Genomic DNA, 24,661 nt, shown 5'->3' on the forward strand with positions numbered 1-24,661 from the left:
CACCACAGGAGTCGCACAGACGTACTTCGGCCCATCCGGGCAGCTCGGCACCGGTGGGCGGCCGTGGGGCGGCCACGGGGCGGGCAGGATCACGTACCGAGGGCATGGGCCGTTGTCATACCCGGCCCGTAGGCTCGGACCCATGCGACTGAGCACCGTGATCCTTCCCGAGCGCCGCTGGTCCGAGGGCGGCCGCGAGGCGTGGCAGCGAGCCGAGGAGCTCGGTTTCCACGCCGCGTACACCTACGACCACCTCTCCTGGCGCACCTTCCGGGACGGCCCGTGGTTCGGCGCTGTGCCGACGCTGACGGCCGCCGCGACCGTGACGTCCCGGATGCGCCTCGGCACGCTGGTGACCTCGCCCAATTTCCGGCACCCGGTGACGCTGGCCAAGGAGCTCATCTCCCTCGACGACATCTCGGGCGGGCGCTTCACGCTCGGCATCGGCGCCGGTGGCAACGGCTTCGACGCCACCGCGCTGCTCAAGGACGGCCAGGAGCCGTGGACCCCGCGCGAGCGCGCCGACCGCTTCGCCGAGTTCGTGCCGCTGCTGGACCGGCTGCTCACCCACGACGTCGTCTCGCACGACGGCGAGCACTACGCGGCGTCCGAGGTCCGGAACATCCCCGGCTGCGTGCAGCGCCCCCGGCTGCCCTTCGCGGTGGCCGCCACGGGCCCGCGCGGCCTCAAGCTCGCCGCCCGATACGGGCAGGCGTGGGTGACCACGGGTGATCCGAAGCTGTTCGAGACGGGCACGCCGGAGGAGTCCCGGGCGGCTGTCGCCGGGCAGATCCGGCGGCTCGGGGCCGCCTGCGAGGCGATCGACCGCGACCCGGCGGAGCTCGACAAGATCATGCTCACGGGCTTCACCCCGGACCGGCCCCTGGCCTCCTTCGACGCCTTCGTCGACTTCGCCGGCCGCCACGCGGAGCTGGGCATCGACGAGATCGTGATCCACTGGCCGATAGCCGACTCGGTCTTCGCGTCCGACCCCGTGGTCTTCGAGAAGATCGCGACGGAGGGGCTCGCCCAGCTCTCCTGAGGCGCCGGATGCGGGTATCGCGTTTTCTTTACCCCGCGCACAACCGGTCAGGAGGGAGAATCGGGTCAGAGGCACTACTGGGGGCGCGACTGCGCGGAGCCTTGGAGGTACCCCATGCCACAGACCCGATTCGCTCCCGACCGGGGGCTGACCACCCGCATGGTGACCACGATGTTCCTCATCGGGTTGCTCTACGTGGTCTTCGTGGGCGTGCTGGTGGCACTGCTGCGCGGGGCCTGGCCGATCATCCTGCTTCTCGCGGGCGGCCTGTTCGTCGCGCAGTTCTGGTTCAGCGACCGGATCGCCGCCTTCAGCATGGGGGCGCGCGAGGTCACCCCGGAGCAGGCACCCGAGCTGCACGGCGCCGTCGACCGGCTCTGCGCGCTCGCGGACATGCCCAAGCCGCGGGTGGCCATCGCCGACAGCGACGTGCCCAACGCCTTCGCCACCGGGCGCAACCAGAAGAACGCCCTGGTGTGCGCCACGACCGGGCTGCTGCGCAGACTGGAGCCGGAGGAGCTGGAGGGCGTGCTCTCCCACGAGCTCTCCCATGTGGCGCACCGCGACGTGGCGGTGATGACCATCGCGTCGTTCCTGGGCGTGCTGGCAGGGATCATCACCCGCATCGGGCTGTGGGGCGGCCTCCGCCGCGCGGGCGGCCGCGACCAGAACACCGCCATCCTCATGCTGGTCATTCCGCTGGTCAGCGCCGTCGTCTACGTCATCAGCTTCCTGCTCACACGGCTGCTGTCCCGCTACCGCGAGCTGTCCGCCGACCGTGCGGGCGCGCTGCTGACGGGCAGGCCGTCCGCCCTGGCCTCGGCACTCACCAAGGTCACCGGCGAGATGGCCCGGATCCCCACGCGCGACCTGCGGCAGGCCGAGCCGTTCAACGCCTTCTACTTCGCGCCCGCCTTCTCCAAGGACAGCCTGAGCAGGCTGCTGTCCTCGCACCCGACGCTGGAGCAGCGGCTGGACCAGCTCGCCCGGATCTCGGGCCAGCTCGGACGGGCCTGACCGGTGCGCCGACCCGGCCCCGGCCTTTGAGGAGAGGAGCACCGCCCGTGGGATTCCTGGACGTCATCCTGGGCCGTAGCAAGCCGGTCCGTCCGGACCTCGACCAGCTTTTCGGACTGCCGTCCGCCGCCATCACACTCCAGGCCGGTGCCGGGTTCGTCCCGACCGGGCTGGGATCGGTGTGCTTCGCGAGCGTGGAGGGCGGGGCCTTCATCCGGCTCCAGGAGGACGTGCGGGAGCTGCTGGACACGGGCACGGGGGCGGGCGCGGCGCCCGTGGAGTTCAGCCAGGACGGCTACGGCTACACCTGGCTGCTCGTGCGCCGGCCCGCCGATGACGTGGCCGCGCTGGTCAACGACCTGCACGCGGTCAACACGCTGCTCCAGGACGGCGGTTTCGGGCCGCAGCTGCTCTGCTCCCTGCTGGGCTTCCGGGACGAGGGCCACCGCTCGCTGGCCCTCGTCTACCTCTACAAGCGCGGCACCTTCTATCCCTTCGCCCCGGTGGCCGACGCGAAGGACAAGCGGGACAACGGGCTGGAGATCCAGGTGCGGGCGCTGCTCGGGGACGACCTGCGGATCGAGGAGGACCTGGCCCGGTGGTTCCCTGTGTGGGGCGCGCCCGGCCTGAAGTGACGCTACGTCAGGGATCGTGTCGCCCGGCCCGGGTCGGGCTCAGCCGTTCCGGCCGTTCCGGCGCATGGCGTCCATCCGCCGCGCCTGGACCTCCCGTTCCGCAGCGGCGGCGATGAACGCCGCCACCTGGTCCTCTCCTACGAGTGCGCGTACGGCCTCGACGGTCGTGGCGGGCAGCTGGACCGGCTCGCAGGCGGGCCGGGGGTGGGGCTTCCGGGCCGGGAGCCTGGACCGCGGTGCCGTGCGCTGTGGCGCGTATGGGGTGCCTTCTCCCTCCGGGGCTTCTTCCTGGTCGCCCTCCCGGTCGACCTCCAGGTGGTGACGGAGGTGGCGTGTGGCTTGTGTGCGCATCGCGCGGGCCAGTTCGGCGTCCATGGCCTGTTGCGCGAGGGGGCGCAGGCGGCGGACCAGGGCGGTGGCCTCGGTGGCCTCCTCGTCGGTCGGCGGGTGGTCCAGGTACTGGTGGAAGAGGTACTCGGTCGTGAAGTCGAGGAAGCGTCCGGCGATGTGCTCGACGTGGACGCGCAGTTCGCGGAGGTGGTCGGAGACGGCCGACAGCGGGACACCGGAGGCGTGGAGTTCGGCGGCCACGGCGAGTTCGCGGGGGCTGGGCACGAGGAACTCGTCCGGTGTGTCCGGCACGCGGATCAGTACGCCCAGCCGTACCGCGTCCTCGACGGCGGGGTCGTCCGGGATGCCGCCGAACTTCTCGTCCAGGTCCGCGCGGGTGATGCGCTCGGCCTGTTCGTCGGTCCAGGGGCGGTCGACCTCCGCGACCAGGCCCAGGACACCGTCGAGCCCCCGGCCCGCGTCCCACGCCTCCAGGAGTTCCTTGATGCTGGCGAGGGTGTAGCCGCGGTCGAGGAGCCCGGCGATCTGGTGCAGCCGGGCCAGGTGGGGCTCCCCGTAGACGTTGGAGCGGCCGCGCCGCTCGGGGCGGGGGAGCAGCCCGCGGTCCTGATAGGCGCGGATCGTGCGGACCGTGGTCCCGCTGTGGTGCGCGAGATCCTCGATCCGGTACTCGGGAATCCGGTACTCGGGCGCGACGGGCCCCGGTGGTTCTCCGACGTCCGTCCGTGCCGTGGACTCCGTGGACTCCGCCGGTTTTCCGGGGCCTCGCGAGGGCGTGTTCACTGAGGGGCCTCAGGAGGCGGCCGCGCGGCCGATCGCGCCTGCCGCTGTCCGTGCCGCGGGTGAGGTCGCCAGGTATGCGACCGCGTGGCGCAGGGAGCCCTCCCGGGACGGGTGGTAGGAGCGGCGCAGGTAGCGGGGCACGGCGCCGCCGAGCTCCCGCCAGGTGGGCAGGAGGCCCTTCGCCACGGCCTTGTTGTGCTCGCGCAGCGAATACCGCCGCTGTCGTCCCCTGAGCTCCGGGTCGTGCCGGTGCAGGTAGGCCGAGCCCCGGCCCCAGAGGTAGAAGAGCGTGGGCGCTGTGACGGCCATCCCCAGGACGCGGCGGGCGTAGCGCGCCGGGTCGGAGCCGCCGCAGTGCTCGTACATGTCGAAGGCCACCGCGCGGTGTTCGACCTCTTCGGCGCCGTGCCAGCGCAGCAGGTCCAGCATCACCGGGTCGGGGGCCGCCCGGTCCAGCCCCTCGGCCTGGAGGACCCAGTTGCCCAGGACGGCGGTGAACTGCTCGACCGCGGCGATCACCGAGAGCCGGAAGCGCAGCCACTCCCGGTCGGACACCGGCATCCCGAGCGGGGGCCTGTCGCCGAGCAGCACGTCGAAGAGGAAGTCCACCTGCCGGGTGTAGGGGCGGGTGTCCACGTCCTGCCGGGCGAGGTGTTCGAGCACATGGGCGTGCTGCACGCTGTGCGTGGCCTCCTGGCCCATGAAGCCCTTGACGTCCTTGAGGAGTTCCCCGTCGCCCACGAGGGGCAGGGCCTCCTTGAAGACCTTGACGAACCAGCGCTCGCCCGCCGGGAGCAGCAGGTGCAGCACGTTGATGACGTGGGTGGCCGTGGGCTCGTCCGGTATCCAGTGCAGCGGGGTGTCGTCCCAGTCGAAGCTGACGCGTCTCGGGGCGATCCGGTAGCCGCTGCGGTACTCGTGATCCATTTCTGCTCCTCCCGCTACAGCGGTGGGTCGATCCGTGCGATGGCGCGCAGTAGACGCGGCGCGAACCGGGACATGGCGCGGACGGCGTGCGCCTCGGGGGCCACCGGGACCACTGCCCGGTTGTGGAGCACCGAGCCCAGCACGGCCTCGGCGACCTTCTCCGGCGGGTAGTTGCGCTTGGCGTAGAAGCGGCTCGCCTTGTTCCTGCGGAGCTGCTGCTCCTCCTCGGACAAGCCCGCGAACCGTGCCGTCCCGGTGATGCCGGTGTTGACGAGTCCGGGGCAGATCGCGGTGACCCCGATGCCGCGGCCCGCCAGTTCGGCGCGCAGGCTCTCGCTGAGCATCAGCACGGCCGCCTTGGACGTGCTGTAGGCCGTGAGCGTCTTGAAGGGGTGGAAGGCGGCCGCGGAGGCGACGTTGACGATGTGGCCGCCCTGGCCGCGCTCGGCCATCTGCCGGCCGAAGACCCGGCAGCCGTGGATGACGCCCCACAGATTGACGTCGAGGACCTTGCGCCAGTCGTCCGGCGAGGTGTCCAGGAACGACCCGGCCAGGCCGATCCCGGCGTTGTTGACCAGGACGTCCACCACGCCGTACTCGGTGGCGACCTTGACGGCCAGCTTCTCCATCGCCTGCTCGTCCGACACGTCGGCGTACTCGCCCCAGGCCTCGGGCGCGCCGATCAGCCGGGCCATCTCGGCGGTGCGGACGGCGCCTTCCGCGTCCCGGTCGACGGCGACGACGCGGGCGCCCGCCTCCGCGAAGGCGAACGCGGTGGCCCGGCCGATGCCACTGGCCGCCCCGGTCACCAGCACCAGACGGCCGCCGAACTCCTGGGCGTACGGGCCGCTGTCCACGGCCCCGCGCACCCCGGCGCCTCCGTTGCCCGCCGTGCCGAGTGCACCCGTGCCGCCCGGCTCGTTGGCCGTGACGAACTCGGCGACCCAGGCGGCGAGTTGGTCGGGGCGCGTGCGCGGCACCCAGTGCCTGGCGGTGAGCGTGTGCCGTACGAGGCGGGGTGCCCACCGGTCGAGGTCGTCGTAGAGCCGCGCGGACAGGAAGGCGTCACCGGTCGGTGTGATCAGCTGCACCGGCACATGGGCGTACGCGTCCGTGCGCGGGCGGCGCAGCCGGGGCCGGACGTTGTCGCGGTAGAGCCAGGCGCCGTGCGTGACGTCCCGGGGCAGCGACGCCGTCGGATAGGTGTCGCTGGGCACCTTCTCCGTGCGCTCCAGGATCTTCGGCCACTGCTTCAGCACCGGCCCCCGGGCCAGGGCCTTCGCGAGGCCCGGCGCGTGCAGTGCGGAGACGTACCAGGACCGGCCGCTCTGGCCGAGCAGTTGGGCCGCCCGGCGCGGGGTCGGCCGGGACACCCGCTCCCTGATCCAGTGGGCGAAGTGGTCGAGGGCGGGCCCGGAGACGGAGGTGAAGGACGCGATCCGCCCCTCGGTGCGCGGCACGGTCGCGAACTCCCAGCCCTGGACCGACCCCCAGTCGTGCCCGACCAGGTGCACCGGGGCGTCCGGGCTGACGGCGTCCGCGACGGCCAGGAAGTCGTCCGTGAGCTTCTCCAGGGTGAAGCCGCCCCGCAGCGGTTTGGGCGCGGAGGAGCGTCCGCAGCCCCGCACGTCGTACAGCACCACGTGGAAGCGGTCCCGCAGGCGTTCGGCGACCGCCGACCAGACCTCCTTGCTGTCCGGATAGCCGTGCAGCAGCATCACCGTGGGCCGTTCGGCGTCCCCCAGCTCGACGACGCAGAGCTCGATGCCGCCCGTGCGGACCCACCGCTCGCGTGCGCCGTCCCGCCCCGTGCTCTCGTCGCTCATGCGACGGCCTCCTTCGTGTGGTCGTCCGTGCGGCCGTCCATGTGGCCGTCCCGGTGGCGCCTGACGTGCGGCAGGTCGTCGTCGAGCCAGAAGGCGCTCTCCTCGGGGTCGCGGGAGTCGGTGACGACCAGGAGCTCCTCGAACTTCGCGCCGGTGCCCCGCAGGCCCAGGTGGGGCTCCACGGCCCACAGGCCCGGCCGGGGCGGATGGTCGGAGAAGCGGTACGGGCTCCACAGCGGGGACCAGCCCTCGCGGTGCCCGCGCACGGCGTCGGACGCGAGCCCCCTCAGGGCCTGTGTGCCGAACCCGAAGAGGTGGGGCGACCAGCGGCGCTCCCGCACCCGGCCCACCTTGTGGGCGATGACTCCGAAGGGATAGGCGCGGTGCCGGTTGGCGTAGCCCTGGCGGACCATGAGCCGGTCCACGTCCTCGTAGATCTCCCGGAGGGTGCGCCGCTCGCGCACCTCGCGCAGGACGAGGTCCCGGTGCGCCTGGAGGTCCGCCAGCAGCCGGTCGTGCAGCGGGTGGGGTCCCAGACAGCCCGAATAGCCGATGTCGGCCGTGAAGCCGCTGTGGACCGGGGCCATGTCGAGGATGAAGGGCATCCCCGGTTCCAGTCTTCGGTCCGTCGGGAAGAACTGGAGCGGCACCCGGAACCCGGCGAAGGCCGTGCGGTCGCCGAACCAGGCGAAGGGGAGGTGGAACCAGTCCCGCACGCCGTGCCCGCGCAGCCACTCCCGCTGCATCCGGGCGGCATCCCGCTCGGTCACCCCGGGCCTGAGCTGCGCGGCGACCGCTTCCGCGCAGTCGTACGCGAGGCGCTGCACGTCCCGGAACCCCCGCAGTTCCGCGGTGAGTTCCCGTGGCACAGCCGATGTCGTCGTCACTCGTCCGTCCCGCCTGCCGGGCCCCCGGACACAAGGCCGGAGGAGCGTCCGCAACTTGACACTGATGAATGTGACAATGCTCGGCGGCTGCGTCAAGACATGTGCGCCACCTGTGGATAACTTTCGGTAATACCCTTGGCCAGGGCCCGCCGCCCCGACCCGACCCGGCACTGCCCCGGCACCGCTCCGGGGACCGCCCCCTACCTGCGTAGGGGAGCGTCAGACCCGAGGACTACGCGCATCCCGTCATCTGGGCTGACGACCGCTGTGGCACGCGCCACTACCGTCGAAGGGTGACTGTGATCGCTACCGAAAGCCTCAGCAAACGGTTCCCCCGGGTGACCGCGCTCGACCGGCTCTCCGTCGACATCGCGCCGGGCGTGACCGGGCTCGTGGGTGCCAATGGAGCAGGCAAGTCCACGCTGATCAAGATCCTGCTCGGGCTGTCCCCGGCCACCGAGGGGCGTGCGAGCGTGCTCGGCCTCGACGTGGCGACCGAGGGCGCGGCCATCCGGGAGCGGGTCGGCTACATGCCCGAGCACGACTGCCTGCCGCCGGACGTGTCGGCGACGGAGTTCGTCGTGCACATGGCGCGGATGTCCGGCCTGCCGGTCACCGCCGCCCGTGAGCGCACCGCCGACACCCTGCGGCACGTCGGGCTCTACGAGGAGCGCTACCGCCCCATGGGCGGCTACTCGACCGGCATGAAGCAGCGGGTGAAGCTGGCGCAGGCCCTCGTGCACGACCCGCGTCTGGTGCTGCTGGACGAGCCGACCAACGGCCTCGACCCGGTCGGCCGCGACGAGATGCTCGGCCTCATCCGGCGTGTGCACACCGACTTCGGTATCTCGGTGCTGGTCACCTCCCACCTGCTCGGTGAGCTGGAGCGCACCTGCGACCACGTCGTCGTCATCGACGGCGGCAAGCTGCTGCGGTCCTCGTCCACGGACGAGTTCACCCAGGTCACGGGCTCCCTCGCGGTCGAGGTCACCGACTCCGAGGCCCATCCCGACGGCACGGCGGCCCTCGGCGGGGCCCTGGCCGCCGCGGGGCTCATCGTCCAGCCCCTGGGCCGCGCCGTCGAGTTCGCGGCGGCGGGCTCCGGGCACGTCCTGCTGGTGGACGTTACCGGCGACGACACGTACGACACGGTGCGCGACGCGGTCACCGACCTGGGGCTCGGTCTCGTCCGCATGGAACAGCGCAGGCACCGCATCGCGGAGGTCTTCCAGACCCCCGGCAGCGCACAGGAAAGGGGCAGCTCCGATGCCGCCTGAGAGCATCACGGCGCCCGCGCAGGACGTCATCCACAACATCGGCTACCGCAACTACGCGGGGGCCCGCCTCGGCCGCGCGTACGCCCGCCGCTCGCTGTTCTCGCAGAGTCTGCGCGGCGCGTACGGCCTCGGGCGCTCCGCGAAGTCCAAGGTGCTGCCGATGACCCTCTTCGGGGTCATGTGCGTCCCCGCCGCCATCATGGTCGCCGTCACCGTGACCGCGAAGCTGTCCAAGCTGCCGCTGGAGTACACGCGTTACGCGATCGTCCTCCAGGCGGTCATCGGGCTGTTCCTCGCCGCGCAGGCACCGCAGTCCGTCTCGCGCGACCTGCGGTTCAGGACGATCCCGCTGTACTTCTCGCGGCCCATCGAACGCGCCGACTACGTGGTGGCCAAGTTCGCCGCGATGGCCTCGGCGCTGTTCGTCCTCACCGCCACCCCGCTGCTGATCCTCTACGTGGGCGCCCTGCTCGCCAAGCTGGACTTCGCCGCGCAGACGAAGGGCTTCGCACAAGGACTGGTCTCCGTGGCGCTGCTGTCGCTCCTCTTCGCGGGGCTCGGCCTGGTGGTCGCCGCCCTCACGCCGCGTCGCGGGTTCGGCGTCGCGGGTGTCATCGCCCTGCTGACGATTTCGTACGGCGCGGTGAGTACCCTGCAGGCCATCGCCCTCGACCGCGACACCACGGACGCCATCGCCTGGTTCGGCCTGTTCTCGCCGATCACCGTTGTCGACGGCGTGCAGACGGCCTTCCTCTCCGCGACATCCGCGTTCCCGGGCCACCACGGGCCGAGCACCGGCCAGGGCGTCGTCTACCTCGCCGTCCTGCTCGCGCTGATCGCCGGTTCGTATGGGCTGCTGATGCGCCGCTACCGGAAGGCGGGCCTGTGACCGTACGACCGTCGCCCGTCACCACCTCCCGAAGGAATGGGCCGCGACCATGACTACCCTCACCATCGACAACGTCTCGCGCTGGTTCGGCAACGTGGTCGCCGTCAACGACATCTCCATGACCGTCGGCCCCGGCATCACCGGTCTCCTCGGGCCGAACGGAGCCGGGAAGTCCACGCTCATCAACATGATGGGCGGCTTCCTCGCCCCCTCCACCGGCACGGTCACCCTGGACGGGCAGGTCGTCTGGCGCAACGAGCAGGTCTACCGCCACATAGGCGTCGTCCCCGAGCGGGAGGCGATGTACGACTTCCTCACCGGCCGGGAGTTCGTCCTCGCCAACGCGGAGCTGCACGGCCTGGGCGCGAAGGAGGCCCAACGGGCCCTCGCCACGGTCGAGATGGAGTACGCGCAGGACCGCAGGATCGACACGTACAGCAAGGGCATGCGGCAGCGCGTGAAGATGGCCTCCGCCCTCGTGCACGACCCGTCCGCGCTGCTGCTCGACGAGCCGTTCAACGGCATGGACCCGCGACAGCGCATGCAACTCATGGAGCTGCTGCGGAGGATGGGGGCCGAGGGCCGCACCGTGCTGTTCTCCTCGCACATCCTGGAGGAAGTCGAACAGCTCGCGGCCCACATCGAGGTCGTCGTCGCGGGCAGGCACGCCGCGTCCGGCGACTTCCGCAAGATCCGCAGGCTGATGACGGACCGCCCGCACCGCTACGTCGTGCGCTCCAGTGACGACCGGGCGCTCGCCGCCGCGCTCATCGCCGACCCGTCGACCTCGGGCATCGAGGTGGACGTCAAGGAAGGCGCGCTGCGCGTCCAGGCGGTCGACTTCGACCGCTTCACCGCCCTGCTGCCGCGGGTCGCCCGCGCGCACGGCATCCGGCTGTTCACGGTCTCGCCCGCGGACGAGTCCCTGGAATCGGTCTTCTCCTACCTCGTAGCGGCCTGAAAGGAGCCCTGACGCCATGTACGCCCTGTACCACCCGACCGTCGCACGGCTCACCTACCGGGGCCTTCTCGGCCGACGCCGTGCCTTCGTCCTCTTCGCGCTGCCCGCGCTGCTGCTCGTCATATCCGCCGTCCTGCGGATGTTCGTCGGGGCGGACGACGACACTGCCCGCAACGTCCTCGGCGGCTTCGCGCTCGCCACCATGGTGCCGCTCATCGGCGTCGTCGCCGGAACGGGCGCGATCGGCCCGGAGATCGACGACGGCTCGGTGGTCTACCTCCTCGCCAAGCCCGTCAAGCGGCACACGGTGATCCTCACCAAGCTGATCGTCGCCATCGGCGTCACCGTGGCGCTCTCCGCGGTCCCCACCCTGATCGCGGGCTACCTGCTCAACGGCAACAGCCAGCGGATAGCCATCGCCTACGCGGCCGCCGCGGCGATCGCCTCCGTCGCCTACAGCGCGATCTTCCTGCTGCTGGGCACTGTCACCCGGCACGCCGTCGTCGCGGGCCTCGTCTACGCCCTGGTGTGGGAGTCCCTCTTCGGCAGCCTCATCGCGGGCGCTCGCACGCTCAGCGTGCAGCAGTGGGCCCTCGCTCTCGCCCAGCGGATCGGCGCGGACGGCGCGGTCACCGCGGAGGTCGGTCTGCCCGTCGCGCTGACCCTGCTGATCGCCGTCACCGTGGCCGCGACGTGGTTCGCGGGCCACAGGCTGCGCACGCTCTCGATCGCCGGGGAGGAGTGAGAGCGGGCGGCATCCGTACGACGACACCGGTAAGGGGCGGTCTCCATGGAGACCGCCCCTTACCCATGAGGGAATTCAGGACCCATGAGGGGACTCAGGCCGTTCACATGCGCGCGTCCAGCAGGATCCGCGCCGTCTCCAGCTGGGTGGAGGAGAGGGTGACGACCTCGCCCTCCTCGGTGTCCTCGATGTCCCACAGGGCGTTCTGGAGCACCCGCCCGAGCGTCCACCGGGCGGCGCGCGGCCGGTCCAGGCCGACCACGTCCGTCATCAGGTCGAAGCGCCGGAGCACGGCCCGCCGTACGTCACCGGTCGCGGTCACGTCCTCCCAGCGGTCGTCCATGGCGGGCAGCAGCTCGAAGCCCGGGTCGCCCACGAGCGGTTTGGGGTCTATGGCCAGCCACGGCTCCCGGTCGGCACCGGGCAGGGGCGCCAGCACGTTCGCGTAGTGCAGGTCCCAGTGCAGCAGCCGGCCGTCCGGCCCGGGCCCGTCGTTCACCTCCCGTACGGCAGCGGCGCAGTCGGCCACCAGAGCGCGCTCCGTGGCGTCGGGGATGGCCGGCAGGGCCTCGGGCACGTCGGCGAGCATCGCGGAGGCGATGTCCCGCAGGGTGCGCATGCCGTCGTGCGGCGGGGGTGTCTTCAGCAGCCGGGCGAGCAGTTCGGAGAGCGTACGCAGCGCCTCCTCCGCGTCCGGCACGCACAGCAGGGAACGCTCGGCGTCCAGCCGCTCCAGCAGCATCGTGCCGGTCTCCGCGTCGTGGTCCAGCAGGGCGACCGCGCCGTCGCCGTTCCAGGCGCGCAGGGCGGCCGGTTCGTCGACGCTCTCATCGGTCAGCGGCTGGAGTTTCAGGGCCGCCGGAGTGCCGTCCGCGCGCCGTACGGGCAGGACGAGCGCGACCATGCCGTGCGACGCGGGACCGTCGAGCCGCAGCCCCCAGCGGTCCAGGAACTCGGCACCCAGGGACGGCAGAGCGGCGGTCCACGCGCGGCCCACGTCCCCGTCGTAGGTGGCGTGGAAGCGGGCCAGTTCGTCGGGGACGGTGATGCGGGAAGGCACGTACATGGGTGACGCTCTCCTCACGACGGTGGGAGGCCCCGGAGAGGACCGCCCTGCCTTCCTCAACGTCTCATATCCTGCGATCGCGCCCCGCGCCGAGCCCGAGCGCCATCAGCCCTGCGCACACCACGAGCAGCACCGCGATCGGCACGGTCCAGCCGCCGGTCGCCTGGTGCACCGCGCCGAGGGCGAACGGGCCGACGGCGGCCAGCAGATAGCCCCACGTCTGTGCCATGCCCGACAGCCGGGCCGCCGTGTGCGCGTCCCTGGTGCGCAGCACCATCAGCGTCAGGGCGAGCCCCAGTGTGCCGCCCTGCCCGACGCCGTACAGCGTCGCCCAGAGCCAGGCCCCGCCGACCGGGGCCACGAGCAGGCCGCCCACACCGGCGGCCATCAGGACCACCACGGCGACCGCCAGCGGCCGCTGCGAACGCATCCGCCCGGCGAGCATCGGCACGACGAACGAACCGACCGCCTGCACCAGCGTGCTGTACGCGAAGACGAGGCCGGCCTGCGCCTTGCTCATCCCGTGGTCGGTGAAGATCGTCGGCAGCCAGGCGATGATCACGTAGGCGACCAGCGACTGCGAGCCCATGAACAGGGTGATCTGCCAGGCCAGCGGGGAGCGGGTGAGTTTCCCGGCGTCCCCGGCGGCGGGTCCGGGCACCGCTCGCGAACGCGCGCCCGGCGCGTCCTGTACGGCCTCTCGGGCGGCCCGCCGGGCGATGACGACCTGGGGCAGCCACACGACCGCCGCGACGGCCGCCAGCACGGACCAGGAGGCGAGCGAGCCGCGCCACCCGCCCAGCGCGTCCTCCAGCGGCACGGCGGTGGCCGCGGAGACGGTGGCGCCCAGGATCATCGCGCTGGAGTAGAGCGCGGTCATGCCCGCCGCGCGGTCGGGGAAGTCCCGCTTGATCAGTCCCGGCATCAGCACATTGAGCAGGGCTATCGCCGTGCCCACGAGCGCACAGCCGGCGAACAGCGCGACGACCGGCGGCGCGACGCGCAGCAGCACGCCGCCGCACAGCAGGACGAGCGCGCCGCAGAGCACGGCCTCGGTGCCCCACCTGCGGGCCAGCTTGGGCGCGACGATCGAACCGAGCCCCATGAAGACCAGCGGAATGGTGGTCACCAGGCTGCTCGCGGCCGCCGCCAGGTGGAAGTGGTCGCCGATCTCACCGACCAGCGGCGACACCCCGGCCAGCGCCGCGCGCATGTTGAGCGACGCCAGGACGATGCCCAGCAGGACGAGCGCGGGGTGCGCCCGCATCCGTGGGGCGGCCGCCGCCGGTGGCGCGAGCTCCTGGGCGGCCGCGGCCGCTTCCGCGGCCCGTTCCGTTCCGGTCAGCGGCGCGTGCGAGCTCGTCTCCGACATGGGGGCCTTTCCAAGGGTCGTACGGGGGTGCGGGCGGTGCGTCCGTCGTTCACCGCGCGGGGCGCGGCGGACGCACCGCCTGTGGTGATCAGCTCTCCGCGAGCAGGGAATCGACCGCCTGTTTGGGGCGCTCCAGCAGCGTCCGGCAGGCGCTCGCGGCGGCGTCCGGGTCGCCGGAGGCGATGGCGTCGAGCAGGGCGTGGTGGTCGCCGTGGAGGATGCGCGGCATCTCGCGGTCGCCGAGCGCGGTGACCAGCGCCTCGCGCACCGAGCTGCTGAACCAGGAGTACGTGGCGGTCAGCGCGCTGTTGTGGGCCGCCGCCACGACCGCCTGGTGGAACTCGACGTCGTGGTCGGCGTAGAGCTCCAGGCTGTTCGCGTCGGGCTGGCCCTCGGGGTCCTCGAAGGCCGTCTGCGCCTCCAGGGCCGCGCGCATCCGCTCCAGGTCGGCGGGCTCGTGGCGCAGCGCCGCGAGCCGCGCGGCCTCCGCCTCCAGGGCGATGCGCAGCTCCAGGACGTCCCGGATGCCCGCGCGCTGGACCCCGCGCATGATCTCCGCGGGGTCGGCCAGGGAGACGACGAAGGTGCCCTCGCCCTGGCGCGAACGCAGCATGCCCGCGTGCACCAGCACGCGGACCGCCTCGCGGACGGTGTTCCGCCCGACCTGGAGCTGCTCGGCGAGCGCGTGCTCGGTCGGGATGCGCTCGCCGACCTTCCACTCACCGGCGGCGACCTGCGCGCGCAACTGATCCACGACGGTGTCCACGAGGGACTGTCGTCCCGCCGCCCGCAGTGCCATCGGCCGCGCTCCTCCTGCTGTCCGTTCCGGCCCCTCGACAGGGCCCGATCACCCGGTTGCCCAGTCATCCTACAACTGCGCGGCGGCGGGACCGCGGCTACCGTCGAAGAGTGAATCGGGACGGTGCGCGTGCCGCCCGCCGATCGGCGGCCGCCCTTCACTGGCTCTTCGCCCGCGGCCGCGCCTGGGTGCACTCGGCTCCGGGCACGCACATCTGGCTGCTCATCATCGGCGTCACCAGTCTGGTGATCGTCGCGGCGAGCCAGGATCTGGACAACTTCCTCTTCCACCGCAACAGCAGCAACATCCACCAGCTCAACAAGCACCCTCTCCGGTCGCTGCTGGTCAGCGGCTTCTGGATCGAGAACCCGTCGTCCTTCCTGCTCTACGCCGTGCTCTTCGAGCTCGTGCACGCCAACGTCGAGCGGTGGATCGGCACCTGGCGCTGGCTGCTCACCGTCGCCGTCGGGCATGTCGCGGCCACGCTCGTCAGCCAGGAGATCGTCCTGCTGTCGATCGAGAAGCACTCGCTGCCGCACTCGATGAAGCACGTCGTCGACATCGGGGTGTCGTACGGGCTCGCCTCCGCGGCGGGCGTGCTCGCGTATCGGGTGCCGCTGCCGTGGCGGTGGGCCTATGTGGTGGGGCTGGTGCTCTTTTTCGGCGTGCCGCTTGCCGCCGGCGGCACATTCACGGACGTCGGGCACGCGATTGCGTTGGCGATCGGGTTCGCCTGTTGGCCGCTTACGTGGGGGCGGCCGACTTGGCGTCTGCCGGTGGGGCGTCCACCGGGGTGGCGTCCGACGGTGGGGCGGGGCGCCCGCCGGGGTGCCTCGTGAGGTCGGTGCGCGGCTGCGGGTTGTCGTGGGCTGGGCGCGCAGTTCCCCGCGCCCCTATCGGGGCGCGTACAGCCGGTCCAGCACGTCCGCGATGCCGTCTCCCTCGTTCGAGGTCGTGACCTCGTCCGCGACCGCCTTCAGCTCGGGGTGCGCGTTCGCCATCGCCACGCCGTGCGCCGCCCACGCGAACATGGGGATGTCGTTCGGCATGTCGCCAAAGGCGATCGTGTCCGCCGCCTTCATGCCGAGGCGGCGTGCGGCCAGGGAGAGGCCGGTGGCCTTGCTCAGGCCCAGGGGCAGGAGCTCGACGATGCCCGGACCCGCCATCGTCACGCCCACGAGGTCGCCCGCGACCGCCCGCGCGACCTCCGCCAGGCCGTCGTCGCCCAGCCCCGGGTGCTGGAGGTAGAGCTTGTTCAGGGGCGCGGCCCACAGCTCCGCCGCGTCCGTGATCGGGATCGCCGGGAGCGGGCCCTCCTGGATGCGATAGCCGGGGCCGACGAGTACGTCGCCGTCCATGCCGTCACGGCTGGCGGCGAGGTACAGCGGGCCGACCTCCGCCTCGATCTTGGCGAGCGCCAGACCGGCGAGCTGCCGGTCCAGCGTCACCGACGTCAGCAGCCTGTGCTCGCCCGCGTGGTAGACCTGCGCGCCCTGCGCGCACACCGCGAGGCCCTTGTAGTCCAGCGAGTCCAGGATGTGCTTCGTCCACGGGACGGCGCGCCCGGTGACGATGATGTGCGAGGCGCCCAGCGCCGTTACGCGCCGCAGCGCGGCCCGCGTGCGCTCCGAGACGGTGTCGTCGGAGCGCAGCAGCGTGCCGTCGAGGTCGGTCGCGATCAGGCGGTAGGGCAGCTCGGCAGTCACTTGGCGACGGGCTCCAGGACCTCACGGCCGCCCAGGTACGGACGGAGCACCTCGGGCACCCGCACGGAGCCGTCGGCCTGCTGGTGGTTCTCCAGGAGCGCCACGATCGTGCGCGGGACGGCGCACAGCGTGCCGTTGAGCGTCGCCAGCGGGCGGACGTTCTTGCCGTCGCGCACGCGGACGGACAGGCGGCGCGACTGGAACTCGTCGCAGTTCGACGTCGAGGTCAGCTCGCGGTACTTGCCCTGCGTCGGGATCCACGCCTCGCAGTCGTACTTGCGCGAGGCGGAGGCGCCCAGGTCGCCCGTGGCCACGTCGATCACCTGGTAGGGGAGCTCGAGGCTGTTGAGCCACTGCATCTCCCACTCCAGCAGGCGCTTGTGCTCCGCCTCGGCGTCCTCCGGCGCGACGTACGAGAACATCTCGACCTTGTCGAACTGGTGGACGCGGAAGATGCCGCGGGTGTCCTTGCCGTACGTACCGGCCTCGCGGCGGAAGCACGGGGAGAAGCCCGCGTAGCGCAGCGGCAGCTTGTCGGCCTCGAGGATCTCGTCCATGTGGTACGCCGCGAGCGGCACCTCGGACGTGCCCACGAGGTAGAAGTCGTCCTTCTCCAGGTGGTAGACGTCCTGCGCGGCCTGGCCGAGGAAGCCGGTGCCCTCCATGGCGCGCGGCTTGACCAGCGCGGGCGTGAGCATCGGCGTGAAGCCGGCCGCGGTGGCCTGGGCGATGGCGGCGTTGACGAGGGCGAGCTCCAGCAGCGCGCCGACACCCGTCAGGTAGTAGAAGCGCGAGCCGGACACCTTGGCGCCGCGCTCGACGTCGATGGCGCCGAGCGCCTGGCCCAGCTCCAGGTGGTCCTTGGGGGTGAAGCCCTCGGCGGCGAAGTCGCGCGGGGTGCCGACGGTCTCCAGGACGGCGAAGTCGTCCTCGCCGCCGCGCGGCACGTCGGGGTGCACGAGGTTGCCGACCTGGAGCAGCAGGCGCTGCGTCTCGGCCGCGGCCTCGTCCTGCTCGGCGTTCGCGGCCTTGACGGCGGCGGCGAGCTCGGCGGCCTTCTTCAGCAGCTCGGCCTTCTCGTCACCGGTGGCCTTGGGGATCAGCTTGCCGAGCGACTTCTGCTCGGAGCGGAGTTCGTCGAAGCGGACGCCGGACGACCTGCGCCGTTCGTCGGCGGAGAGCAGTGCGTCGACGATGCCGACGTCCTCTCCACGGGCGCGCTGGGAGGCGCGCACACGGTCGGGGTCCTCACGAAGCAGGCGAAGGTCAATCACCCCACCAGGCTACCGTCGCGGGAGCGATCACTCGACGCGATATTCCATTTGATTATGGTTTGCCCTATTTTGCGGCGAGTGGAAAAGGCTGTGAATAACCGGCCAGGTGTCGTCGCCGGGAAAATTCCACGGTTTTGATGAAAAGGGACATAGGGGTGCCGGGGTAGGGTGATCCGCCGTGCGGAGCGCGGAAGTTGGCGGACTTGTTGTCCACAGGAGCTGACCCCTCCGCTTTCTTTGTCCACAGGGTGTGCGTGAAATCTGTGGATGCCGGAATCGAACATTCCAGCCGGGTCTGACCTATGTCGTGGAATGCTTGCTAAACCCCAACTTCTTCACTCATTCGGGTGACGGCGACTTGCTTTTGTCGGGGTTCTGGCCTCTTCGGCTCGCCGGAGGGTCGGCCGGGCCTGTGCTCAGCCGACCTCGGTGCTGTGGATGACGAACCTGTGGCTAGAGCGATTTGTCGACCTTGGCCGTATTCCGAGCGGCCTGCGAGTGCCTCGATCTGTCGACTTATCCCCAGGATCCCATCCAGCTGTGGATAACCCTGTGGATCGAGCAGGCCGCCGGGTGGGCCGCTGGGTGGATCACCGAGCGGACCGCTGGGCGGCCCGCCGGGCGGATCACTGATCCGCGCCGCCGTCCGCGCACCGCGCCAGCCACTCCGCGGCGGCCAGGAACTCGGCGTCCGACGTCCCCGGACGCGACGGCGTCGCCTCCGAGGCGCCCGCCCTCGGGTACGAGCCCAGGAAGCGCACCTTCTGGGAGACGCGCTTGAGGCCCATCAGGGCCTCGCCGACCCGGCGGTCGGTGATGTGGCCCTCGCAGTCCACCGAGAAGCAGTAGCGGCCCATGCCCTCGCCCGTCGGGCGGGACTCGATCCGCAGCAGGTTCACCCCGCGCGCCGCGAACTCCTGGAGCACCTCCAGCAGCGCGCCCGGGTGGTCGTCGCGGATCCACACGACCACCGACGTCCGGTCCGCGCCGGTGCGCGTCGCCGGGCGGGCCGGGCGGCCCGCGAGCACGAAGCGGGTCTGCGCGTTCTTCGCGTCGTGGATGTCCTTGACCAGCGGTTCGAGGCCGTACGTGGCCGCGGCGAACTCGCCCGCGAACGCCGCGTCGTAGCGCCCCTCCTGGACCAGCCGCGCGCCGTCCGCGTTGGAGGCCGAGGACTCCCACTGGGCGTCCGGCAGGTTCTCGGCGAGCCACTTGCGCACCTGCGGCTGGGCGACGGGGTGGCCGGTCACGGTCTTGATGTCGGAGAGCTTTGTGCCGGGCCGCACGAGCAGCGCGAAGGCGATGCGGAGCAGCACCTCGCGGTAGATCATCAGCGGGGCGCCGGTGGCGAGTTCGTCGAGGGTCGCGGTGACGCCGCCCTCGACGGAGTTCTCGATCGGCACGAGGGCGGCCGCCGCCTCCCCGCTGCGCACGGCGTCCAGCGCCGCGGGCACGGACACCATCGGCACGAGCACACGGGTGGCCGCCTCCGGCAGCGTGCGCAGGGCGGCCTCGGTGAAGGTGCCCTCGGGGCCCAGATAGGTATAGCGACTGGCCGACATCACGCTGTTCGCTCCTCGTGGTGGGGGTCCGGGGCGGGTCCCGCCACACTACCGAGGTCCGCAGGGTGCCCCCGTACGGCCCGGGGGCACCCTGCGGCGAACCTCACCCCTCCAGCAACTTCTGCCCCACGTACTCGCCTTCCGCGCAGCCGCCGGGGACCGCGAAGAGGGCGCTCGACTCGTGGCGGAGGAAGCGCGACAGGCCGTCGCCCCGGTCGAGCTTCCGCTGCACCGGGACGAAGCCCTTGCGCGGGTCCGCCTGCCAGGCGACGAACAGCAGCCCCGCGTCCGGCGCGCCATCGTCCAGGAAGCCGTCGTGGTACGAGAACGCCCGCCGCACCATGGCCGCGCCCCGGTTGGACTCCGGTGCCGCGACCCGGATGTGCGCGTCCCCCGCGATCGCCAGGGAGCCGTCCTCGTTCACCTTGTTCAGGTCGACCGGGGTCGTCTCCGTACCGCCCGACAGCGGGGCGCCGTCCGACTTGCGCCGTCCGATCACCTTCTCCTGCCGCTCCAGCGACAGGTTGTCCCAGCTGTCGAGCAGCATGCGGATGCGCCGTACGACCGCGTAGGAGCCGCCCGCCATCCAGTCGCCGGAGGCCTCCGGCACGAACACCCGGGCCTCGAAGTCCTTGTCCGTCGGCTTGGGGTTGTTCGTGCCGTCTATCTGCCCCATCAGATTGCGGACGGTCATGGGCTTGGCGGTGGCGCCCGGCGTGCGGTTGAAGCCGTTCATCTGCCAGCGCGGCCGGGCCGTGTCCCCGGCCTGCTTCTGGAGCAGCCGGAGCGCGTGGAAGGCGACGAGCGGGTCGTCGGAGCCGATCTGCACCCACAGGTCGCCGTCGCTGCGCTTGGCGTCGAGGGCGTCCGCGGTGAACGCGGGCAGCGGCTCCAGGGCGGCCGGGCGCTTGTCCGCCAGCCCGGTCCGGTCGAAGAAGCTCCGGCCGAAGCCGAAGGTAACGGTCAGGGACGACGGGCCCGCGTCCAGCGCGATGCCCGTGTCGTCGCCCTTCGGCACCTCGCCCGCCGTCAGCTCCGCGGCCGTCGCCGACCAGCGCCGCAGCAGGGCCGCCGCGGCCTTGCGGTCGGCACCCGGCGCGAGGTCGAAGGCGATCAGGTGCCCGCGCGCCTGCGCGGGGTCGGCGATGCCCGCCTGATGTTTCCCGTGAAACGGCACGATCGCGGTGCCGACCCCGCTGAGCGGAGTCCGTTTCTCCTGGGCGGCCCCGGCGGCGAACGCGCCGCCTCCGCCGATCACGAGACCCGCCGCGCCCGCGGCTCCGGCGGTCCCGAGGAGCCGACGCCGGCTCAGCCCGTGCTTCTGGCCCTGTGCAGCCGTCTGCTCGGTTCTCTTCCCGGTCCTCTCGGCCTTCTTCTGTCCGGCCTGTGCGGTCTTCTCGGCCTGTCCGGCCTGGTCTGTTTGGTCAGCCATCAGTTGATCTTCACGTTTCCGAGCTCCGTGATCTGGTCGATGTCGGAGGTCCGTACGGTCAGGGTGAGCTGCCACTCGCCGGCCATGGGCAGCTGGAAGCCGGTGGCCTCCCAGCGGCCGGGAGCGGTGTGCTTGAGCGCCGCGCGCAGCGGCCCGATCTTCTTCTCCGTCTCGGTGAGCGCCACGTCCACCTCCGGTACGTCAACGGCCCGGCCGGTGGGGTCGGTCACGGTGACGGCGAGGGTGTTGTCTCCCGAGCGCGCCGGGTCGATCCGGACGGTGGCCTTGCCGCGCCCGTTCGTCCCGCCGGTGTCGAAGGGGATCGCGACCTCGGCGGGGCCCGTGGCGGCCGGAGCGCCGGGTCGGTCGGTGCCCGCCCGCAGCTGCTCGGTCTCCGAGCGGCCCGGCTGGGTGCCGGTGAGCAGGGTCGTGACGACGAGCAGGACGACGGCGACGCCGGTCTCGGCGAGGACGGAGCGGCGCAGGCCGCTGCGGTTCTCGTCCGCGTCGCGCTGCCGCAGCCCGGCCGCCTTGGTCCGCGCGGCCTGCTGCCGGGCGAGCTGGGCGGCGCGCTCGGGGGAGAGGTCGCCCTTCGCCTTCGCCGTGCCCGTGCTCGTGCCCTTGCCCTTGCCCTTGCCCTTCGGATCCGTGCGGGGCTTCTTCGCCTCCGTACGGACCGTACGGACCGTGCGGGCCGTGCCGTCCGTGAGCCGTGCCGTCCAGCGGCGCGAGACGGCCGCGATGCCGACGAGGACGGTGACGAGCCCGACCTTGATCATCAGCAGGCGCCCGTACTCCGTGCCGGTGAGCGCGCCCCACGAGCCGACCTGGCGCCAGGACTGGTAGAGCCCGGTGGCCACCAGGACGCACACCGAGGCGAACGCGATCCGGGAGAAGCGCAGCACGGCCGCCCGGGGGATCGCCTCGCCGTTCCACAGCGTGGCCAGCAGGGCGGCCAGACCGCCCAGCCAGGCCGCGACGCCCAGCAGGTGCAGCACGTCGACCGGCATCGCCAGCCACGACTGGAGCCCGGCGGAGGCGTGCTCGGCCATCGCCCACGTCGCCGCCAGCCCGGCCGCGACGAGCGCGCCGCCGACCGCGAGCCCGAACGCGACGTCCCGGCGCTCGCGGGCCGTGCGCCCGTCCTGTTCACGGGCGGACGAGCCGTCCTTGCGGGCGGACGGGCCGTCCTCGCGGGTGTACGAGCCGAAGAGCACGGCCAGGAAGACGGCCGCCGCGCTCAGCAGGAGCAGCCGCGACAGCAGCGCGGCCCCCGGCTTCGTGGTCAGCACATCGCTGATCAGCGAGAGTTCGAGGACGGAGCCGAGGCCCTTGCCGGTCGTGTAGGCGCCGCGCAGCAGTATCAGCGCGGCCGTCGAGACGAAGAGGGCGATCCAGCCGCCGACGGCGATCCGCTGCACGGACCGCGAGGTGCGGCACACCCCGGCGAAGACGCAGCCGCCGACGAGCAGCACGAAGCCCGCGTACGCCGCGTAGCGGCCGGTGCTGTAGAGCGCGTCGACCGTCGGGTCGATCCTGGTCGGCGCCACCTTCGCCGTCGTCTTCGACGGGGCGCCGATGGAGAAGGTGAAGGCCCCCGCCACCGGGTGGCTGTCCGCCGAGACGGCCTGCCAGGCCACGGTGTACGTGCCGTCGCCGAGCCCGGGGCGCAGGCCCACGGCCGCGGTGGCGGACTTGCCGTCCGCGTGCGCGGGCCTGCCCTCGTCGACCCGGCCCCCGTGCGGGTCGAGCACCCGCACGGAGTCGGCGCTCAGCAGGACGCCCTCGGAGAACGTGAGCGTCACCCGCTGGGGCGCGGCCTTGACCACCGACCCGTCGGCCGGGTCGGTGGCGGTCAGCGCGGCGTGCGCGGACGCGGGCGCCGCGCCGGGGCCCAGCGCGCACAGCAGCGCGGCGAGCAGCATGCCGAGCAGGGCCGGCAGCCGCCCGGTGATGGGGGTCCTCATCGCAGGTCAGTCCTGCGGGCGGAAGGTGGCGGACTCGACCGGCACCTGGACCTTCACCGCGCCGGACTCGGCGAAGTGCAGCGTGAACTCGACCTTCTCGCCCACCTTGGGCTTGTGGGCGAGCTTGCCGAGCATCAGGTGGGTGCCGCCGCGGCTGAGCTTCAGCTCGCCGTTCGCGGGCACCTCCAGCTTGCTCGCGTGCTTCATCTGCGAGCCCTCGGTGGTGTGCATGGTGATGTCGCCGGAGAGCGGGCTGGTCACCGAGGTGAGCTGGTCGGCCTTGTCACCGCCGTTCTTCACGGTCAGGTACGCGGCGGCCATGTCGGTCATCGCGGGCTGCGGGAGGTAGGCGCCGCTGACGGACAGGTCGGCCTTGTCGGTGGACAGGGCGTCCTTCTCCGACTGGCAGCCCGTGATCAGCAGCAGGCCCCCGGCGAGCAGGAGCGGCATGGCGATGGCGGTGGCGGTGGTGGACTTGCGCATCACGGGTTCTCCCCCTTGACGATCTTCGGGAGATCCTGGGTGTACTGGGCAGCGGTGGTTTCGGCGGTGTAGATCCAGTGGGCGCCGTCGTCCTTCGGCGAGAAGCCGATGACCTGGGCGCCGTGGCTGACGGTGATGGAGCCGTCCTTCTCCTTCTTCGGCTTCTCGACCAGGATGCCGAGCGGCTTGGCGGCCGCCTGGATGGTGTCGAAGTCGCCGGTGAGACCGACGATGTCCTGACCGCCCTGGGCGTCGAGCCACTCGCGCATCCGCTTGGGGGTGTCGCGCTCGGGGTCGGTGGTCACGAAGACGATCTTCAGGTTCTCCTGGTCCGCCTTGGGCAGCTTCTTCGCGGCCGCGGCCATGTCGGAGACGACGGTCGAGCAGACGTCCGGGCAGTAGGTGTAGCCGAAGTAGAGCAGCACGGGGTGGCCCTTGGTCTGGTTGACCAGCTCGTACTTCTTCTCGGACGTGTCCGTGAGGACGAGGTCCGGCTTCGCCTTGGGGGAGTCCAGGGTGATCGCGGCGGACTTCTTGGGCGTCGCGGAGACGTCGGCGACGGACTTGCCGCTGTCGTCGCTCGAACCACCGCCGCAGGCGGTGAGGGTGAGCGCGGCGGCTATCGCCAGCGCCGCACCCAGGGTCTTGGTGCGCATGGAGCTCTTCTCCAATGGTCCGGTGATCGGATGCGTTGAGGTCCTGATCGGTCGGCAGGTGTCCAGGTATCGATCGCTGCGTATGACTGCGTATCGCTGCGTATCGCTGCGTATCGCTACGTCGGTCCTACCTGGTCCGGTGAGCCCGCGGGCTCACCGGGTGGGGTTGTCGCGCCCAGGGGCTCAGGCGGCGGAGCGGCGGCGGCCGGCGAGCACGCCGAAGGCGACGCCCGCGGCGCCGACGACGATGCCGACGATCCCGAGGACACGGGCCGTGGTGTCGGACGAGCCGCCGTCCTCCTTCTCCGCGGAGGCCTCCGCCTGCACGCCCTTGTCGCTCTTGTCGTCCGCCTTCTGCGCGCCCTTGGCGCCCGCGGAGGCGCCCTTCGCGACCAGCTTCAGCGTCGGCGCCGGGTGCTCGGGCTCCTCGCCGTTCGGCTTGGACGGGTCGATCCAGCGGACGACGTCGTCGTCGGAGTACGTCTGGAGCGCCTTGAAGACCAGCTCGTCGGTGTCGGTGGGCAGCTGGCCGACCGACAGCGGGAACTGCTGGAACTGGCCGGGCTCGATCTTGCCGCCGGACCAGGTGACCTTGGTGACGGCCTCGGTGATCTCCTTGCCGTGCATCTGCATCGGCTTGTCGAGCTTGGACTTCTCGACCTTGATGTCCCAGCCCGGCACGGGCTGCGGCATCACCGAGGCGAGCGGGTGCTTCGGGTCGAGGTTGAGCTCCAGCTTCACCGTCGACGCGTTGTCCTTCTCGTTCGGCACCTTGAGGGCGATGGTGCTGTAGCCGCCCTTCTCCGCGGTGCCGGGCTGCACGCTGACGTGGGCGGAGGCGGGGCCCGCGAGCAGCAGGACGGCACCGGCGGCGAGGCCGGCGACGGCGGAGAGGCGGCGGGTACGAGCGGCCTTGGCGGTCTTGACGGTCATGGGAACACTCCACAGGCAGGAGGGGACGAAAGGGGTGTACGGCACGCGTGCGGCGACAACACGGCTGCTCT

23 protein-coding genes are annotated in these 24,661 nt (G+C 71.8%); 8 read left to right on the forward strand and 15 right to left on the reverse strand.

Annotation, left to right across the window (positions count from 1 at the left end):
- The first annotated feature begins 142 nt into the window (after nt 1–142).
- From K6I34_RS04155 to K6I34_RS04165, 3 genes are all read left to right on the forward strand, one after another.
- The gene (locus K6I34_RS04155) at nt 143–1,042 is read left to right on the forward strand and encodes an LLM class flavin-dependent oxidoreductase (protein ID WP_229322684.1); all 900 of its coding nucleotides are present in this window, start codon (nt 143–145) and stop codon (nt 1,040–1,042) included.
- A gap of 114 nt (nt 1,043–1,156) precedes the next feature.
- A complete protein-coding gene (htpX, locus tag K6I34_RS04160; RefSeq protein WP_229322685.1) occupies nt 1,157–2,059 on the forward strand; it encodes a zinc metalloprotease HtpX in 903 nt (300 codons plus the stop codon).
- A 47-nt stretch (nt 2,060–2,106) separates the two neighbouring features.
- Nucleotides 2,107–2,694 carry a hypothetical protein gene (locus tag K6I34_RS04165; protein WP_229322686.1) on the forward strand — a complete coding sequence of 196 codons (588 nt, stop codon included), beginning with the start codon at nt 2,107–2,109 and terminating at the stop codon, nt 2,692–2,694.
- A gap of 39 nt (nt 2,695–2,733) precedes the next feature.
- On the opposite strand, the gene K6I34_RS04170 is transcribed toward K6I34_RS04165, so the two are convergent.
- From K6I34_RS04170 to K6I34_RS04185, 4 genes are all read right to left on the reverse strand, one after another.
- Complete coding sequence (locus K6I34_RS04170; RefSeq protein WP_229322705.1) at nt 2,734–3,723, reverse strand: MerR family transcriptional regulator; 990 nt, start codon at nt 3,721–3,723, stop codon at nt 2,734–2,736.
- Nucleotides 3,724–3,837: 114 nt separating this feature from the next.
- Nucleotides 3,838–4,755: a metal-dependent hydrolase gene (locus K6I34_RS04175; RefSeq protein WP_229322687.1), complete on the reverse strand. Its 918-nt coding sequence runs from the start codon at nt 4,753–4,755 to the stop codon at nt 3,838–3,840.
- A gap of 14 nt (nt 4,756–4,769) precedes the next feature.
- On the reverse strand, nt 4,770–6,581 hold the full coding sequence (locus K6I34_RS04180; protein ID WP_229322688.1) for an SDR family oxidoreductase: 1,812 nt from the start codon (nt 6,579–6,581) through the stop codon (nt 4,770–4,772).
- Complete coding sequence (locus tag K6I34_RS04185) at nt 6,578–7,450, reverse strand: M24 family metallopeptidase (RefSeq protein WP_229322689.1); 873 nt, start codon at nt 7,448–7,450, stop codon at nt 6,578–6,580. Before K6I34_RS04185 ends, K6I34_RS04180 begins: the two co-directional genes overlap by 4 nt.
- Nucleotides 7,451–7,767: 317 nt before the next feature.
- Between K6I34_RS04185 and K6I34_RS04190 the strand changes: the two genes are divergently transcribed.
- The 4 genes from K6I34_RS04190 to K6I34_RS04205 are packed head-to-tail and all read left to right on the forward strand — an operon-like array spanning nt 7,768 to nt 11,340.
- Nucleotides 7,768–8,745 (forward strand): ABC transporter ATP-binding protein, encoded by a 978-nt coding sequence (locus tag K6I34_RS04190; protein ID WP_229322706.1) that lies wholly within the window; start codon nt 7,768–7,770, stop codon nt 8,743–8,745.
- Entirely contained in the window at nt 8,735–9,634 is a 900-nt protein-coding gene (locus K6I34_RS04195) for an ABC transporter permease (protein ID WP_229322690.1), read from the forward strand. The genes K6I34_RS04190 and K6I34_RS04195 overlap by 11 nt, the downstream gene beginning before the upstream one ends.
- A 49-nt stretch (nt 9,635–9,683) precedes the next feature.
- Entirely contained in the window at nt 9,684–10,595 is a 912-nt protein-coding gene (locus tag K6I34_RS04200) for an ABC transporter ATP-binding protein (RefSeq protein ID WP_229322691.1), read from the forward strand.
- Nucleotides 10,596–10,620: 25 nt separating this feature from the next.
- Nucleotides 10,621–11,340 (forward strand): ABC transporter permease, encoded by a 720-nt coding sequence (locus K6I34_RS04205; RefSeq protein ID WP_229322707.1) that lies wholly within the window; start codon nt 10,621–10,623, stop codon nt 11,338–11,340.
- A gap of 103 nt (nt 11,341–11,443) precedes the next feature.
- On the opposite strand, the gene K6I34_RS04210 is transcribed toward K6I34_RS04205, so the two are convergent.
- From K6I34_RS04210 to K6I34_RS04220, 3 genes are all read right to left on the reverse strand, one after another.
- Nucleotides 11,444–12,406, reverse strand: coding sequence for an aminoglycoside phosphotransferase family protein (locus K6I34_RS04210; RefSeq protein WP_229322692.1), 963 nt, complete (start codon nt 12,404–12,406; stop codon nt 11,444–11,446).
- Nucleotides 12,407–12,470: 64 nt separating this feature from the next.
- A complete protein-coding gene (locus K6I34_RS04215; RefSeq protein WP_374230794.1) occupies nt 12,471–13,778 on the reverse strand; it encodes a CynX/NimT family MFS transporter in 1,308 nt (435 codons plus the stop codon).
- Between the two features lie 88 nt (nt 13,779–13,866).
- Nucleotides 13,867–14,577 (reverse strand): FadR/GntR family transcriptional regulator, encoded by a 711-nt coding sequence (locus tag K6I34_RS04220; RefSeq protein WP_229322693.1) that lies wholly within the window; start codon nt 14,575–14,577, stop codon nt 13,867–13,869.
- A gap of 188 nt (nt 14,578–14,765) precedes the next feature.
- On the opposite strand from K6I34_RS04220, the gene K6I34_RS04225 reads away from it, so the two are divergent.
- Nucleotides 14,766–15,416: a rhomboid-like protein gene (locus K6I34_RS04225; RefSeq protein WP_229322709.1), complete on the forward strand. Its 651-nt coding sequence runs from the start codon at nt 14,766–14,768 to the stop codon at nt 15,414–15,416.
- Between the two features lie 54 nt (nt 15,417–15,470).
- Here K6I34_RS04225 and K6I34_RS04230 read toward each other — a convergent pair whose 3' ends face one another.
- From K6I34_RS04230 to K6I34_RS04265, 8 genes are all read right to left on the reverse strand, one after another.
- On the reverse strand, nt 15,471–16,283 hold the full coding sequence (locus tag K6I34_RS04230) for an HAD family hydrolase (RefSeq protein WP_229322694.1): 813 nt from the start codon (nt 16,281–16,283) through the stop codon (nt 15,471–15,473).
- Nucleotides 16,280–17,557, reverse strand: a complete 1,278-nt coding sequence (gene serS, locus K6I34_RS04235; protein ID WP_229322695.1) for a serine--tRNA ligase — start codon at nt 17,555–17,557, stop codon at nt 16,280–16,282. Before serS ends, K6I34_RS04230 begins: the two co-directional genes overlap by 4 nt.
- A 626-nt stretch (nt 17,558–18,183) precedes the next feature.
- Nucleotides 18,184–19,119, reverse strand: coding sequence for a prephenate dehydratase (pheA, locus tag K6I34_RS04240; protein ID WP_229322710.1), 936 nt, complete (start codon nt 19,117–19,119; stop codon nt 18,184–18,186).
- 103 nt (nt 19,120–19,222) lie between these two features.
- Nucleotides 19,223–20,551: an iron uptake transporter deferrochelatase/peroxidase subunit gene (gene efeB, locus K6I34_RS04245; RefSeq protein WP_229322696.1), complete on the reverse strand. Its 1,329-nt coding sequence runs from the start codon at nt 20,549–20,551 to the stop codon at nt 19,223–19,225.
- Nucleotides 20,551–22,518 carry a copper resistance protein CopC gene (locus tag K6I34_RS04250; RefSeq protein WP_229322697.1) on the reverse strand — a complete coding sequence of 656 codons (1,968 nt, stop codon included), beginning with the start codon at nt 22,516–22,518 and terminating at the stop codon, nt 20,551–20,553. The genes efeB and K6I34_RS04250 overlap by 1 nt, the downstream gene beginning before the upstream one ends.
- 6 nt (nt 22,519–22,524) lie before the next feature.
- Nucleotides 22,525–23,001 (reverse strand): copper chaperone PCu(A)C, encoded by a 477-nt coding sequence (locus tag K6I34_RS04255; RefSeq protein ID WP_229322698.1) that lies wholly within the window; start codon nt 22,999–23,001, stop codon nt 22,525–22,527.
- The gene (locus tag K6I34_RS04260; RefSeq protein ID WP_229322699.1) at nt 23,001–23,657 is read right to left on the reverse strand and encodes an SCO family protein; all 657 of its coding nucleotides are present in this window, start codon (nt 23,655–23,657) and stop codon (nt 23,001–23,003) included. The genes K6I34_RS04255 and K6I34_RS04260 overlap by 1 nt, the downstream gene beginning before the upstream one ends.
- Nucleotides 23,658–23,840: 183 nt before the next feature.
- Complete coding sequence (locus K6I34_RS04265) at nt 23,841–24,590, reverse strand: YcnI family protein (RefSeq protein ID WP_229322700.1); 750 nt, start codon at nt 24,588–24,590, stop codon at nt 23,841–23,843.
- Between the last annotated feature and the right edge of the window lie 71 nt (nt 24,591–24,661).

This window comes from Streptomyces sp. UNOC14_S4, assembly GCF_020740835.1.
In the GTDB taxonomy this organism is placed as follows: Bacteria; Actinomycetota; Actinomycetes; order Streptomycetales; family Streptomycetaceae; genus Streptomyces.